Origin of the sequence: Cupriavidus sp. WS, assembly GCF_000395345.1 — a bacterium.
GTDB lineage: Bacteria > Pseudomonadota > Gammaproteobacteria > Burkholderiales > Burkholderiaceae > Cupriavidus > Cupriavidus basilensis_B.
This window is the reverse complement of record NZ_AQPL01000065.1, coordinates 11,622-25,246: the sequence shown is the minus strand read 5'-3', so window position 1 is coordinate 25,246 and position 13,625 is coordinate 11,622. Positions and strand designations below refer to the sequence as shown.

The window sequence follows — 13,625 nt, the reverse complement described above, 5'->3', positions numbered from 1 at the left end:
CGGAAGCAACCATGAGCTACGGGGCGCAGGATTGCCTGCTGGTGATCGACGTGCAGAACGACTTCATGCCGGGCGGGGCGCTGGCCGTGCCGCGCGGCGACGAGGTCGTGCCGGTCATCAACCGGCTGGCGCAGGCGTTCGCGCACGTGGTGGTGACGCAGGACTGGCATCCGGCCGGCCATGCGTCGTTCGCCGCCAGCCACGCCGGCGCGCAGCCGTTCCAGACCATCGCGCTGCCGTACGGCGAGCAGGTGCTGTGGCCCGTGCACTGCGTGCAGGACACGCCGGGCGCCGCGCTGCACGCGGGCCTGCGCGCGCCGCATGCCCGGCTGGTGATCCGCAAGGGCCACCACCGCGACGTGGACAGCTATTCCGCCTTCATGGAGGCGGACCGCGCCACGCGCACCGGGCTGGCCGGCTACCTGCGCGAGCACGGCGTGCGCCGCGTGTTCTGCGCGGGCCTGGCGACCGACTACTGCGTGGCCTGGAGCGCGCTCGACGCGCGCGCCGCCGGCTTCGAGGCGGCCGTGATCGAGGACGCCTGCCGCGCCATCGACCTGGACGGCTCGCTGGCCCGCGCGTGGCAGGAGCTTGCCGCCGCCGGCGTGCAGCGCGTGCAGTCGGCCGACGTGCTCGCCGCCGCGCCCGCGCGCTAGACAAACCGGCTGGACAAACCGAACAACGCGCAGGCGCGGCCTGCGCAGATACCAAGAATCCGAGGAGCAACAAATGAACGAGGCAGTCATCGTATCCACCGCACGGACCGGCCTGGCCAAGAGCTGGAAGGGTTCGTTCAACATGACCCACGGCGCTACCCTGGGCGGCCACGCGGTCCAGCACGCCATCGCGCGCGCCCGGATCGACGCCGGCGAGGTGGAAGACGTGCTGATGGGTTGTGCCAACCCGGAAGGCGCCACCGGCGCCAACATCGCGCGCCAGATCGCGCTGCGCGCGGGCTGCCCCGTCACCGTGCCCGGCGCCACCGTCAACCGTTTCTGCTCGTCTGGCCTGCAGACCATCGCGATGGCCGCGCAGCGCGTGATCGCCGACGAAGGCGACATCTTCGTGGCCGGCGGCGTGGAGTCGATCTCCTGCGTGCAGCAGGAAATGAACCGCCACATGATCCAGGAAAGCTGGCTGACCAAGAACAAGCCGGAAATCTACTGGAACATGCTGCAGACCGCCGAGAACGTGGCCAAGCGCTACAACATCTCGAAGGAGCGCCAGGACGAATACGGCGTGCGCAGCCAGCAGCGCGCGTTCGCCGCGCTGGAAGCCGGCAAGTTCAACGACGAGATCGTGCCGATCACGGTGCTCGCGGGCGTGGCCGACAAGGCCACCGGCCAGCTGATGACCAAGGAGGTCACGGTCTCCACCGACGAAGGCATCCGCGGCGACACCACGCTCGAAGGCGTGGCCAGGATCCGCACCGCCGTGCCCGGCGGCGTGATCTCGGCCGGCAACGCCTCGCAGTTCTCCGACGGCGCCTCGGCGGCCGTGGTGATGAACGGCAAGGTGGCGGCGGCCAAGGGCCTGCAGCCGCTGGGCGTGTTCCGCGGCTTTGCCGTGGCCGGGTGCGAGCCCGACGAAATGGGCATCGGCCCGGTGTTCGCGGTGCCCAAGCTGCTCAAGCGCGCGGGCCTGAAGGTCGACGACATCGGCCTGTGGGAACTGAACGAAGCGTTTGCCGTGCAGGTGCTGTACTGCGCCGACAAGCTGGGCATCCCGATGGACCGCCTCAACGTCAACGGCGGCGCCATCGCGGTGGGCCATCCCTACGGCGTGTCGGGCGCGCGCCTGGTCGGCCACGCGCTGATCGAAGGCAAGCGCCGCGGCGTGAAGTACGTGGTGGTGACCATGTGCATCGGCGGCGGCCAGGGCGCGGCGGGGCTGTTCGAGGTCCTGTAAGAAACCGCTTGGCATTGCCGGCGGTTGGCTCCCCTCTTCCATTGCATGGGAGAGGGGAGCCAACACGCGGAGTGCGGTCGTTTTCGCGCGGTCTGACGCGCGTCCTTGGCCGCGCTGCCGCAAGAACAAGAAAAGCGGCGCGCCACGCAGCGCGCCGCCGTGGAGACAGCGACGCCGCGGGCCGGCATGCCCGCGGCGCGCATCATCGATTTTCGCTTCCAGACCAGGAGCCCGTTCCTGCCATGTCGCTGATCCTTTCCCGCCGTGACCTGAACTTCATGCTGTACGAGTGGCTCAAGGTCGAGGAACTGGCGCGCATCCCGCGCTATGCCGATCACTCGCGCGAGACCTTCGACGCCGCGCTCGATACCTGCGAGAAGATCGCCGCCGACCTGTTCGCGCCGCACAACAAGAAGAACGACCAGCACGAGCCGCATTTCGACGGCGAGACCGTCACCATCATCCCCGAGGTCAAGGCCGCGCTGAAGGCCTTCTGCGAGGCCGGGCTGATGGCCGCCGGGCAGGACTACGGGATCGGCGGCATGCAGTTGCCGGTGGTGGTCGAGAAGGCCGGCTTCGCCTACTTCAAGGGTGCCAACGTCGGCACCAGCTCCTATCCGTTCCTGACCATCGGCAACGCCAACCTGCTGCTCGCGCACGGCACGCCGGCGCAGGTGGAGACCTTCGTCAAGCCGGAGATGGAAGGGCGCTTCTTCGGCACCATGTGCCTGTCCGAGCCGCAGGCCGGCTCGTCGCTGTCGGACATCACCACGCGCGCCGACCACGAGGGCGAATCGCCGCTGGGCGCGCAATACCGCCTGCGCGGCAACAAGATGTGGATCTCGGCCGGCGAGCACGAGCTCTCCGACAATATCGTGCACCTCGTGCTGGCCAAGATCCCCGGCCCGGACGGCAAGCTGATTCCCGGCGTGAAGGGCATCTCGCTGTTCATCGTGCCGAAGTACCTGGTCAACGCCGACGGCAGCCTCGGCGAGCACAACGACGTGGTGCTGGCCGGGCTGAACCACAAGATGGGCTATCGCGGCACCACCAACTGCCTGCTGAACTTCGGCGAGGGCATGAAGTACCGGCCCGGCGGCAAGGCCGGCGCGATCGGCTACCTGGTGGGCGAGCCGCACAAGGGCCTGGCCTGCATGTTCCACATGATGAACGAGGCGCGCATCGGCGTGGGCCTGGGCGCGGTGATGCTGGGCTACACCGGCTACCTGCACGCGCTGGACTACGCGCGCAACCGCCCGCAGGGCCGCCCGGTCGGCCCCGGCGGCAAGGACCCGGCCAGCCCGCAGGTGCGGCTGGTCGAGCATGCCGACATCCGCCGCATGCTGCTGGCGCAGAAGAGCTACGTGGAAGGCGGGCTGGCGCTCAACCTGTATTGCGCGCAACTGGTCGACCAGGAGCGCGCCGCCGCGGGCGCCGAGCACGAACGGCTGGCGCTGCTGCTCGACATCCTCACGCCGATCGCCAAGAGCTGGCCGTCGCAATGGTGCCTGGAGGCCAACAGCCTGGCCATCCAGGTGCACGGCGGCTACGGCTACACGCGCGAGTACAACGTCGAGCAGTTCTACCGCGACAACCGCCTCAACCCGATCCACGAAGGCACGCACGGCATCCAGGGCCTGGACCTGCTGGGCCGCAAGGTGGTGATGAAGGACGGCGCGGCGTTCAAGGCGCTGGGCGCGGAAATCCAGGCCACCATCGGCCGCGCGCTGGCCGGCGGCGACGCCGGACTGGCCGGCCACGCGCGCGCGCTGGGCGCCGCCGTCAGGCGCGTGGCCGAGGTCACGCAGGCGCTGTGGGCGGCGGGCGACGCCAGCGTGACGCTGGCCAACGCATCGGTCTACCTCGAGGCCTTCGGCCACGTGGTGGTGGCGTGGATCTGGCTGGAGCAGGCGCTGCTGGCGCAGGCCGCGCTGGCCACCGCCGGCGGCGACGACGTGGCGTTCTACCGCGGCAAGCTGGCCGCGGCGGCGTACTTCTTCCGCTGGGAGCTGCCCAAGGCCGGCCCGCAGCTGGACCTGCTGGCGTCGCTGGACCGCACCACGCTGGACATGCAGGACGCCTGGTTCTGACGCTCCGGCGCCATACCGGGCAGGCAAGACGGACAAGACCCGCGCGCGCCGGCTGCGGCGCGCGCCACGACAGATCGGGAGACAACATGCACACCATCCAGCAACTGTTCGACCTCACGGGCAACACCGCGCTGATCACCGGCGGCTCGCGCGGGCTCGGCCTGCAGATTGCCGAGGCGCTCGGCGAGCAGGGCGCGCGCCTGGTGCTGTCGGCGCGCAAGGCCGACGAGCTGCAGTCGGCCCAGGCGCATCTCAAGGCGCGCGGCATCGACGCCGAATGGATCGCCGCCGATGGTGCGCGCGACGCGGACATCGCGCGCCTGGCCGACGAGGCGCTGGCGAGACTCGGCCACGTCGACATCCTCGTCAACAACGCCGGCGCCACCTGGGGCGCGCCCGCCGAGGACCATCCGGTGGAGGCCTGGGACAAGGTCATGAACCTCAACGTGCGCGGCCTGTTCCTGCTGTCGCAGCGCATCGGCAAGCTGTCGATGATCCCGCGCCGCTACGGCCGCATCATCAACGTGGCTTCCATCGCCGGGCTGGCGGGCAACCCGCCGGGGACGATGGAGACCATCGCCTACAACACCTCCAAGGGCGCCGTAGTCAATTTCACGCGCACGCTGGCGGCCGAGTGGGGCGAGCACAACATCACCGTCAACGCGCTGGCGCCGGGCTTCTTCCCCTCGAAGATGACGCAGGGCTCGCTCGACCGCCTGGGCGTGGACGCCATGTGCGCCGGCGTGCCGCTGCACCGCCTCGGCGACGACGAAGACCTGAAGGGCGCCGCGCTGCTGTTCGCCAGCGCGGCCGGCAAGCACATCACGGGCCAGGTGCTGGCGGTGGACGGGGGCGTCAGCGCGGTCTGAGCCATGCTTTAATGCAACCGGTGCGCGGCGGGCATGCCGCTTGCAGGTTTCCGCCGGCGCGCCGACCCCGTTTTCAGCCCTATTCACCATCCATGAACCAGACCAACGGCTTTCCCCTCAGGATTCCCTTCCTCGCCGCGCTCGGCGTGCAATGCAACCGCATGGACCGCGAAGGCAGCGAGATCGAACTGGCGCTCGAGGAGCGCCACCAGAACAGTTGGGACATGGCCCACGGCGGCGTGCTGATGACGCTGCTCGACGTGGCGATGGCGATTGCCGGGCGCGCGGCCGACGGCGACGGCCGCGGCGTGGTGACGATCGAGATGAAGACCGCCTTCATGGCGCCGGGCCGCGGCAGGCTGATCGCGCGCGGCCAGTGCGTGCACCGCACCAGCACGATGGCGTTCTGCGAGGCGGAGATCGTCGACGGCGACGGCAAGACCGTGTCGCGCGGCTCGGGCACGTTCAAGTACGTCAGGCGCGTGCCGCCGCAGCGCGCCAGCAGCGCCGCCGCCGACACCGGCGCCGACGGCTGAGGCCGGCGCGCCAGAAGGGGGAGCAGGCAAACGATACCCAGACCGGCGGCAAACGCCGGCATGCAGCACCGATAAAGACAACAGAGAACGGAGACAAGATGCAGCCTGAACGGACCGCCGCCGCCGCGCGGCGCCTGAGACCGACCGCGCCTGCTGCACTCGCCGCGCGCGCCGGCCGCACCGCGCGCCCGCCCTGTTGAAACAAGCCGCGCCGCCGGCGCGTTCCACCGACAACGAAGGGCGGCGCGCATCCGCCATCGCCCGTTTCACTGCAAGGAAACCATCATGTCGAATACCTTCAAGCGCATCGTGCTGGCCTCGCGTCCCGCCGGCGCGGTCACGCCCGGCAATTTCCGCCTCGAGGAAGTGCCGGTGCCGGAGCTGGCGGACGGCCAGGTGCTGGTCCGCAACCACTACCTGTCGCTCGACCCGTACATGCGCGGGCGCATGAACGACAGCAAGTCCTACGCCGCGCCGCAGCCGCTGGACCAGGTGATGATCGGCGGCACGGTGGGCGAGGTGATCGCCTCGAAGAACGCGAAATACGCCGTGGGCGACAAGGTGGTGGGCATGTTCGGCTGGCAGGAGCTCGGCGTGAGCGACGGCGCCGGCATCCAGAAGGTCGACACCACGCGCATCCCGCTGTCGGCCTATCTCGGCTCGGTCGGCATGCCCGGCGTGACGGCCTGGTACGGCCTGAACAAGATCATCGCGCCCAAGGCCGGCCAGACCGTGGCGGTCAGCGCGGCGTCGGGCGCGGTCGGCAGCGTGGTGGGCCAGCTCGCCAAGCTCAAGGGCTGCCGCGTGGTGGGCTTTGCCGGCGGCAAGGACAAGTGCGACTACGTGACCGGCGAGCTGGGCTTCGACGCCTGCATCGACTACAAGGCCGCGCGCGACGGCAAGGAACTCTATGCCATGCTCAAGGAAGCCACGCCCGACGGCGTGGACGGCTATTTCGAGAACGTCGGCGGCGAGATCCTCGACACCGTGCTGGCGCGCATGAACGCCTTCGGCCGCATCGCCGTGTGCGGCATGATCGCCGGCTACGACGGCCAGCCGATGCCGCTGAAGAACCCGCAACTGATCCTGGTGTCGCGCCTGACCGTGGAAGGCTTCATCGTGTCCGAGCACATGGAACTGTGGCCGCAGGCGCTGCAGGAACTGGGCGCGGCGGTGGCGCAGGGCAAGCTCAAGTTCCGCGAGAGCATCGCGCAGGGCCTGGCCAGCGCGCCCGAAGCCTTCATGGGCCTGCTCAAGGGCAGGAATTTCGGCAAGCAGCTCGTCAAGCTGGTGTAGGCGCGCCAGGGCGCGGCCAGCCAACCACATAAGAAAGGAGACTCCCCATGAACGCACCGGCAGACCACACCAAGCCGCAGGACAACCCCGACGACATCGCCGCCGGCCTCTCCGAGGAGGTCAAGGCGCGGTACCGCATGTTGCCGCGCCCGCCGCAGTTCGACACGCCGGCCGCGGAGCGCCTGCACCGCAAGCAGCGCCTCGCGGCGGCGTTTCGCCTGTTCTCGAAGTTCGGCTTCGACGAGGGCGTGGCGGGCCACATCACCGCGCGCGATCCCGAGTTTCCCGATACGTTCTGGGTCAATCCGTTCGGCGTGCATTTCAGCCAGGTCAAGGTCTCCAACCTGATCCGCTGCGACCACCACGGCGACGTGGTGGAGGGCGCCCACCCGGTCAACGCCGCGGCCTTCGCCATCCACTCGCGCGTGCACCAGACCCGCACGGACGCCGTGGCCGCCGCGCACTCGCACAGCACGCACGGGCGCGCGTGGTCCACGCTGGGCCGCCCGCTCGACCCGCTCACGCAGGACGTGTGCGCGTTCTACAACGACCACGCGGTCTACGACGACTTCGGTGGCGTGGTGGTGGAGCTCGACGAAGGCCAGCGCATCGCCAACGCGCTCGGCGGCAACAAGGCGGCCATTCTGCAGAACCACGGCCTGCTGACCGTGGGCAAGACGGTGGACGAGGCCGCGTGGTGGTTCATCACGATGGAGCGCTCGTGCCAGGTGCAGCTGCTGGCCGAGGCCGCCGCGGCGCGCACCAACGCGCCGCTGAAGATGATCTCGGATGCCGCGGCGCGCCAGGCGTACTCGATCGTCGGCACCGCGCAGGCGGGCTGGTTCCAGTTCCAGCCGCTGTACGCGCGCATCGTCAAGGAACAGCCCGACCTGCTGGACTGACGGCATCCGGCCACGGCAGGGCCGCCGGAACGACATGGCTACGACATAACGACGACATAACGACGACATTGCGGCGACATCGCGACGACACAGGACGAGAGGCAGACGACATGAAGCAATTCCAGGGCAAGGTGGCGGTGATCACGGGCGGCGCGTCCGGCTTCGGCAAGGAGTTCGCCAGGATCGGCGCCGGCCTCGGCATGAAGCTGGTGCTGGCCGACGTGCAGGAAGACGCGCTGGACGCCACCGTGGCCGAGTTCAAGGCGCAGGGCGTGCCGGCGATCGGCGTGCGCGTGGACGTGTCCCGGGCCGAGCAGGTGCAGGCGCTGGCCGATGCCGCCATCGCCACCTTCGGCCAGGTCAACCTGCTGTTCAACAACGCCGGCGTGGGCGCCGGCGGCCTGCTGTGGGAGAACACCGAGCGCGACTGGGAATGGGTGCTCGGCGTCAATCTCCACGGCGTCATCCACGGCGTGCGCATCTTCACGCCGCTGATGCTGGCCGCGGCGCGGAAGGACCCGTCGTTCGAAGGCCACATCGTCAACACGGCTTCGATGGCCGGCCTGCTGAGCCCGCCGGCGATGGGCGTGTACAACGTGTCCAAGCACGCGGTGGTGGCGCTGTCCGAGTCGCTGTACCAGGACCTGAGCCTGGTCAGCGAGCAGGTGCGCTGCTCGGTGCTGTGCCCGTATTTCGTGCCGACCGGCATCACCAGGTCGGGCCGCAACCGGCCCGCGGAGCTCGCCAACGAGGGGCCGCTCACGCGCTCGCAACTGGTGTCGCAGGCGATGTCGGACAAGGCGGTCAGCTCGGGCAAGGTCACGGCCGCCGAGGTCGCGCAGATCACCTTCGACGCGATCCGCGACAACGGCTTCTACATCTATTCGCATCCGCAGCAGCTCGATCCGGTGCGGCAGCGTTTCGGGGACATCATCGGCCAGCGCAACCCCGGCGACCCGTTCGCGGACAAGCCCGAGGTGCGCGCCGGGCTGGTGGCGGCGCTGCGCGGATAGGCGGCGCGCGGGCACGGTTCGTGCGTTACCCCACGCTGCCGCGTGCCCGACGCAGACAAACTCATCGCGGCAAGGGAGGAGAAACCATGTCCAAGGCTGCAGTCATCCGTCACCTGCAGTACGCCACCTTGCCCAACGGCACGCGCCTGCACTACGCCAGCGCGGGCGAGCGGGGCAGGCCGCTGGTGCTGTTCGTGCACGGCTTTCCGGAGTTCTGGTACGAGTGGGAAGCGCAGCTCGCCGAATTCGGCAAGACGCACTTCGCGGTGGCGCCGGACCTGCGCGGCTTCAACCTGTCGAGCAAGCCGGCCGAAGTCGAGGCCTACCGGCCGCGCCATATCGTCGAGGACCTGGTGCAGCTGGTCAACGCGCTCGGGTATTCGCGCTGCGTGGTGGTGGCGCACGACTGGGGCGGGGCGATCTGCTGGAACCTCGCGATCCAGTTCCCGCAACTGGTCGAGCGCCTGGTCATCATCAATTCGCCGCATCCCTATGTGTTCGCCAAGGCGCTGCTCGGCAGCCCCGAGCAGCAGAAGGCCTCGGCCTACATGAACTGGCTGCGCCAGCCCGGCGCCGAGGAGGCGCTGGCGGCGGACGGCTTCGCCAGGCTGGAGCGCTTCCTCCACGGGCCGGACGGGCAGCCGGCGCCGTGGTTCGGCGGGGAGACGCGCGAGAAATACCACGCGGCGTGGTCGCAGCCCGGGGCCCGCGGCTCGCATCCGCTGACCGGCGGCGTGAACTACTACCGCGCCTCGCCCATGCACCCGCCCGGCCCCGGCGAGACGCCGCCCGACATCTCCAGGCTGGACCCGGCCGCCTTCACGGTGCGCGTGCCCACGCTGGTGATCTGGGGCGAGCGCGACACCGCGCTGCCCAGGAGCCTGCTGGACGGGCTCGACCGGTTCGTGCCCGAGATGCGCCTCGAGCGCATTCCCGACGGCACGCACTGGGTGGTGCACGAGCAGCCCGAGCGCATCAACCTGTTGATCCGCAGCGCCTTGCCCTGACCGCCGCGGTGGCGCGCACCGGCCGCATGCCGGCCGGCGCGGCGGCGCTGGCCCGGTCGGCGCGCGCGCGACTGTGCATGGGCCGCGGCGGCGGCGCCTGCTACAGTGGCGCCGGTTCGCACAGCGCCGGCGCGCGCGGGGAAGGCACGGAATGAAGACCATCGGACTGATCGGCGGCATGAGCTGGGAATCCTCGGCCGAGTACTACCGGCTCATCAACCAGGACATGAAGCGGCGGCTCGGCGGCCACCACAACGCGCGCAGCGTGATGGTCACGGTCAGCTTCGAGCAGGTCAAGGCACTCCAGCATGCCGGGCGCTGGGACGAGCTTGCCGAAAGCATGCGCGAGGCCGCGCTGCAGGTGCAGGCCGCCGGTGCGGATTTCGTCGTGCTGTGCACCAACACCATGCACCGCGTGGCGCCCGCCATCGAGGCGGCGCTCGACATCCCGTTCCTCCACATCGTCGATCCCACCGCGCAGGCGCTGCGCGCGGCCGGCATCGCGCGCGTGGGCCTGCTCGGCACCGCCTTCACGATGGAGCAGGATTTCTACCGCGGCCGCATGCTGGACCGGCACGGCATCGAAGCGCTGGTGCCCGGGCCCGAGGCGCGCGCGCTGGTGCATCGCGTGATCTACGACGAGCTGTGCCACGGCATCGTGCGCGACGACTCGCGCGACGCATACCGGCGCGTGGTCGACGACCTGCGGGCACAGGGCGCGGGCGGCGTGATCCTGGGCTGCACCGAAATCGCGCTGCTGATCGGGCAGGACGACGTGCCGCTGCCGGTCTTCGACACCACCGCGCTGCACGCGCAGGCCGCGGTAAGCCGGGCGCTGGAAGGGGCGCTCGCGGCGAGTGCCGCGGCCGCCACGCCATAGCGCGGATCCCCCGGCGCGCGGCGCCACCCGTGGTTCATTCCTCTGGCCGATGCCATCTCCTCCGGACGGCTTATAGCCGCCGTCGGCCTTCGCGGCGAATCCGGCTTGGCATGGCGCCGGCCTCGCGCCATGCTGAACGGCACGGAAAGCACACAGGCCGGGGGAAGGTATGCATACCATCATCAGTCCCGTCGGGACGGAGATCACGATTCCAGAAAGTGCCGAAGAGGGCGCCAGCTATTTCACGCTGGCCCAGCTGGCCCAGGCCCGGCGCTACTACGACGAGAACGGCTACACGGTGATCCGCGGCGTGGTCGAGCCGGCCACCTGCGACGCCATACGCAATGCGTTCGCCCGGACCGTGAAGCCGTATCCGGGCTACATCTACCGGCAGGCCACGGCCAATCCCGAGAAGAACCGGATCAACGAGTTCGGCTTCGTGATGAACCCGATCCTCAACCTCCAGTCGCTCGGCCAGCTCGATTTCGCGCCGCTGAAGTCGCTGGCGGTCAGGGTCTTCGCCAGCGACCCGATCCGCAAGATCGGGCGGGCGCTGCTCGACGAGGAGGTCAAGCTGGTGCAGAGCATGTACTTCGAGGGCAACTCGGAGACCTGGCCGCACCAGGACAGCTACTACCTCGACAGCGAGCGCATCGGCAGCATGGCCGGCAGCTGGTACGCGCTGGAGGACATCGACGCGGGCGCCGGGCGCTTCTTCGTGGTGCCGGGCAGCCACCGGCTCGACATGGTGCGCAACGGCAAGGACTTCGACGTGGCCTTCAACCACGACAAGTACAAGGGGCTGATCCGCAAGGTGATCGCCGAGAACGGGCTGCGCTTCGAGGCGCCCGCGCTGCGCAAGGGCGACGTGCTGTTCTGGCACTCGATGACCATCCACGGCAGCCTGCGCACCACGCGCCCGCAGTTCTCGCGCAACTCGCTGACCGCGCACTACATCCCGCAGTCGCACCGCTTCCTGCAGTTCCAGTCGCGCATCAAGCCGCTGAACCTCAAGCAGTTCGACGGCATGCAGTTCCATTGCCCCAAGGACATGGACAGCCTCGGCAGCCGCGTCGTGCTGGGCGTGGAGACGCGCTTCCCGGTCATGTTCCAGATGACCAAGAAGCTGGCGATCAAGGCGCTGGTGAGATAGCGCAGGCGCGGCGCTGTCGCGGCCGGCTGCCGCGAAGGCGCCGTGGCCGCCCGCGTTCAGCTCAGGCGCTGCCGGTACAGCTGGTAGTTCTCCTCGTCGAAGCAGACGAAGCTGACCTGCTCGATGCTGGGCGCCGCGGCCAGGGCCTGGCGCACCGCGTCGATGGCGATGTCGACGGCGCGCTCGCGCGGAAAGCCGTAGATGCCGGTGCTGATGTTGGGAAAGGCGATGGTGCGCAGCTTGTGCTGCGCGGCCAGCGCCACGCTGGCCTGGTAGGCGCTGGCGAGCAGCGCGTCTTCGTTGTGGCTGCCGCCTTCCCAGACCGGGCCGACCGCGTGGATCACGTAGGGCGCGGGCAGCAGGCCGCCGGTGGTGATGACCGCCTGTCCGGTCGGGCAGCCGCCGCGGGTCTCGCGGATGCCGCGGCAGGCGGCCATGATGGCGGGCCCGCCGGCGCCGTGGATGGCGCCGTCGACGCCGCCGCCGCCGAGCAGGCCGCTGTTGGCCGCGTTGACGATGGCGTCAACTTCCATGCGGGTGATATCTCCGTGCAAGACCTGCAGGTGTTCCCCTGTCATGACGTCTCTCCGTGCTGGTGGGATGAAGCTGGATGAGCCTGGATGAAACCGGATCTTCTCGGCGGTCCCGCGCCACGCATTGCCTTGCTCTCGCCGGCCCGCCGCCGTACTTACATGGATTGCTCCAGCATACGCCGGTAGTCCGCCGCGCTGGCCTCCTTCGGGTTGGTCTTGTGGCAGTGGTCCACCAGCGCGCCGGCGATCACCTTGTCGAACATGTCCTCGGTCACGCCCATCTGCCGCAGGCCGGTGGGCAGGCCCAGGCGCGCGGTCATGTCGTGCACCGCCTGCGCCACGTCGGCGCCTTCGGGCAGGCCCATCGCGCGGCGCAGGCGCGCGTAGCGGTCCTCGCGCACCACGCTTGGCGCGTCGGCGTTGAAGCGCAGCACCGCGGGCATCACCACCGCGTTGAGCGTGCCGTGGTGCAGGCCGGTCTTGCCGTCGATCTTCAGGCCGCCGAGCGGATGCGACAGCGAATGCACGCAGCCCAGGCCCTTCTGGAACGCCATCGCGCCCTGCATGGAGGCGCTCATCATGTTCAGGCGCGCGTCGCGGTCCTGGCCGTCGCGGGTGGCGCGCTCGATATGCTTCCAGCCGCGCTCCAGGCCGTCCAGCGCGATGCCGTCGGCGGGCGGGTTGAAGGCCGGCGCCAGGAACGTCTCCACGCAATGCGCGATGGCGTCCATGCCGGTGGCGGCGGTCAGCCCCGCGGGCAGGCCGAGCGTGAGGCCGGGGTCGCAGATGGCGGAGCGGGGCAGCAGGTGCCACGAATGGAAGCCGAGCTTGCGGCCGTCCTCGAGGATGATGATGGCGCCGCGCGCCACCTCGCTGCCGGTGCCGGCGGTGGTGGGCACGGCGATCAGCGGCGCGGCGCGCTCGGTGATCTTCGCGCTGCCGCCTTCGATGGTGGCGTAGGTGGTCAGCTCGCCCGGGTGCGTGGCGAGGATGGCGATGCCCTTGGCGAGGTCGATGGAGGAGCCGCCGCCGACCGCCACCAGCCCGTCGCAGCCGCTCTCGCGGTACAGCGCGGCGGCCTTCTTGACCATCGCCTCGGTGGGGTTGGACGGGGTCTCGTCGAAGACCGCGTGCGGCAGGCCGGCGAGCGCGTCGATGGCCTGCCGCGCCACGCCGGCGGCGACCACGCCCTTGTCGGTCACCAGCAGCGGGCGGCGGATGCCGATGCGCGCGCACTCCGCCGGCAGCTGGCCGATGGCGCCGAAGTCGAGATGGATATGCGTCAGGTAGTAGATGAAGGCCATCTGGGTTGTCTCCGTCCGTGCGGTGTTTTATTTATCCGGCGATGACCGATGATCGCGCAAAAGCGGCCACCCTGGCCAGTCCCGCGGTAAATTTCCATTGTGTTGCTGCCGAAACATCCGGAATCATACTAAAA

General features: G+C 69.6%; 13 protein-coding genes. 11 read left to right on the top strand and 2 right to left on the bottom strand.

What is annotated here, in order from left to right; all coding sequences use genetic code 11:
* The first annotated feature begins 11 nt into the window (after positions 1–11).
* From pncA to K206_RS0106450, 11 genes are all read left to right on the top strand, one after another.
* A complete protein-coding gene (gene pncA, locus K206_RS0106510) occupies positions 12–656 on the top strand; it encodes a bifunctional nicotinamidase/pyrazinamidase (protein WP_020201605.1) in 645 nt (214 codons plus the stop codon).
* Positions 657–729: 73 nt separating this feature from the next.
* Entirely contained in the window at positions 730–1,908 is a 1,179-nt protein-coding gene (locus tag K206_RS0106505) for an acetyl-CoA C-acyltransferase (RefSeq protein ID WP_020201604.1), read from the top strand.
* A 242-nt stretch (positions 1,909–2,150) separates the two neighbouring features.
* Positions 2,151–3,998, top strand: coding sequence for an acyl-CoA dehydrogenase (locus K206_RS0106495; protein ID WP_020201602.1), 1,848 nt, complete (start codon positions 2,151–2,153; stop codon positions 3,996–3,998).
* An 86-nt stretch (positions 3,999–4,084) separates the two neighbouring features.
* Positions 4,085–4,867 (top strand): SDR family oxidoreductase, encoded by a 783-nt coding sequence (locus tag K206_RS0106490; RefSeq protein ID WP_020201601.1) that lies wholly within the window; start codon positions 4,085–4,087, stop codon positions 4,865–4,867.
* 92 nt (positions 4,868–4,959) lie between these two features.
* On the top strand, positions 4,960–5,403 hold the full coding sequence (locus K206_RS0106485) for a PaaI family thioesterase (protein ID WP_020201600.1): 444 nt from the start codon (positions 4,960–4,962) through the stop codon (positions 5,401–5,403).
* 285 nt (positions 5,404–5,688) lie between these two features.
* The gene (locus K206_RS0106480; RefSeq protein ID WP_020201599.1) at positions 5,689–6,699 is read left to right on the top strand and encodes an NADP-dependent oxidoreductase; all 1,011 of its coding nucleotides are present in this window, start codon (positions 5,689–5,691) and stop codon (positions 6,697–6,699) included.
* Positions 6,700–6,746: 47 nt separating this feature from the next.
* Entirely contained in the window at positions 6,747–7,601 is an 855-nt protein-coding gene (locus K206_RS0106475) for a class II aldolase/adducin family protein (protein ID WP_020201598.1), read from the top strand.
* Between the two features lie 110 nt (positions 7,602–7,711).
* On the top strand, positions 7,712–8,614 hold the full coding sequence (locus K206_RS0106470; protein ID WP_020201597.1) for an SDR family oxidoreductase: 903 nt from the start codon (positions 7,712–7,714) through the stop codon (positions 8,612–8,614).
* Positions 8,615–8,700: 86 nt separating this feature from the next.
* Positions 8,701–9,621 (top strand): alpha/beta fold hydrolase, encoded by a 921-nt coding sequence (locus K206_RS0106465; protein ID WP_020201596.1) that lies wholly within the window; start codon positions 8,701–8,703, stop codon positions 9,619–9,621.
* Positions 9,622–9,772: 151 nt separating this feature from the next.
* On the top strand, positions 9,773–10,501 hold the full coding sequence (locus K206_RS0106455; protein WP_020201594.1) for an aspartate/glutamate racemase family protein: 729 nt from the start codon (positions 9,773–9,775) through the stop codon (positions 10,499–10,501).
* A 169-nt stretch (positions 10,502–10,670) separates the two neighbouring features.
* Positions 10,671–11,654 (top strand): phytanoyl-CoA dioxygenase family protein, encoded by a 984-nt coding sequence (locus K206_RS0106450; RefSeq protein ID WP_020201593.1) that lies wholly within the window; start codon positions 10,671–10,673, stop codon positions 11,652–11,654.
* 56 nt (positions 11,655–11,710) lie between these two features.
* Here the strand turns inward: K206_RS0106450 and K206_RS0106445 are convergent, their stop codons facing one another.
* Both K206_RS0106445 and K206_RS0106440 read right to left on the bottom strand, forming a co-directional pair.
* Complete coding sequence (locus K206_RS0106445) at positions 11,711–12,232, bottom strand: O-acetyl-ADP-ribose deacetylase (RefSeq protein WP_029043301.1); 522 nt, start codon at positions 12,230–12,232, stop codon at positions 11,711–11,713.
* A gap of 110 nt (positions 12,233–12,342) precedes the next feature.
* Entirely contained in the window at positions 12,343–13,491 is a 1,149-nt protein-coding gene (locus K206_RS0106440) for an iron-containing alcohol dehydrogenase (RefSeq protein WP_020201591.1), read from the bottom strand.
* Positions 13,492–13,625: the final 134 nt, after the last annotated feature.

Coding starts and splice junctions, on each gene's coding strand:
- K206_RS0106440 (WP_020201591.1), bottom strand. CDS start 13,491: ATGGCCTTCATCTACTACCTGACGCATATCCATCTCGACTTCGGCGCC.
- K206_RS0106450 (WP_020201593.1), top strand. CDS start 10,671: ATGCATACCATCATCAGTCCCGTCGGGACGGAGATCACGATTCCAGAA.
- K206_RS0106470 (WP_020201597.1), top strand. CDS start 7,712: ATGAAGCAATTCCAGGGCAAGGTGGCGGTGATCACGGGCGGCGCGTCC.
- K206_RS0106465 (WP_020201596.1), top strand. CDS start 8,701: ATGTCCAAGGCTGCAGTCATCCGTCACCTGCAGTACGCCACCTTGCCC.
- K206_RS0106490 (WP_020201601.1), top strand. CDS start 4,085: ATGCACACCATCCAGCAACTGTTCGACCTCACGGGCAACACCGCGCTG.
- K206_RS0106485 (WP_020201600.1), top strand. CDS start 4,960: ATGAACCAGACCAACGGCTTTCCCCTCAGGATTCCCTTCCTCGCCGCG.
- K206_RS0106445 (WP_029043301.1), bottom strand. CDS start 12,232: ATGACAGGGGAACACCTGCAGGTCTTGCACGGAGATATCACCCGCATG.
- pncA (WP_020201605.1), top strand. CDS start 12: ATGAGCTACGGGGCGCAGGATTGCCTGCTGGTGATCGACGTGCAGAAC.
- K206_RS0106455 (WP_020201594.1), top strand. CDS start 9,773: ATGAAGACCATCGGACTGATCGGCGGCATGAGCTGGGAATCCTCGGCC.
- K206_RS0106480 (WP_020201599.1), top strand. CDS start 5,689: ATGTCGAATACCTTCAAGCGCATCGTGCTGGCCTCGCGTCCCGCCGGC.
- K206_RS0106475 (WP_020201598.1), top strand. CDS start 6,747: ATGAACGCACCGGCAGACCACACCAAGCCGCAGGACAACCCCGACGAC.
- K206_RS0106505 (WP_020201604.1), top strand. CDS start 730: ATGAACGAGGCAGTCATCGTATCCACCGCACGGACCGGCCTGGCCAAG.
- K206_RS0106495 (WP_020201602.1), top strand. CDS start 2,151: ATGTCGCTGATCCTTTCCCGCCGTGACCTGAACTTCATGCTGTACGAG.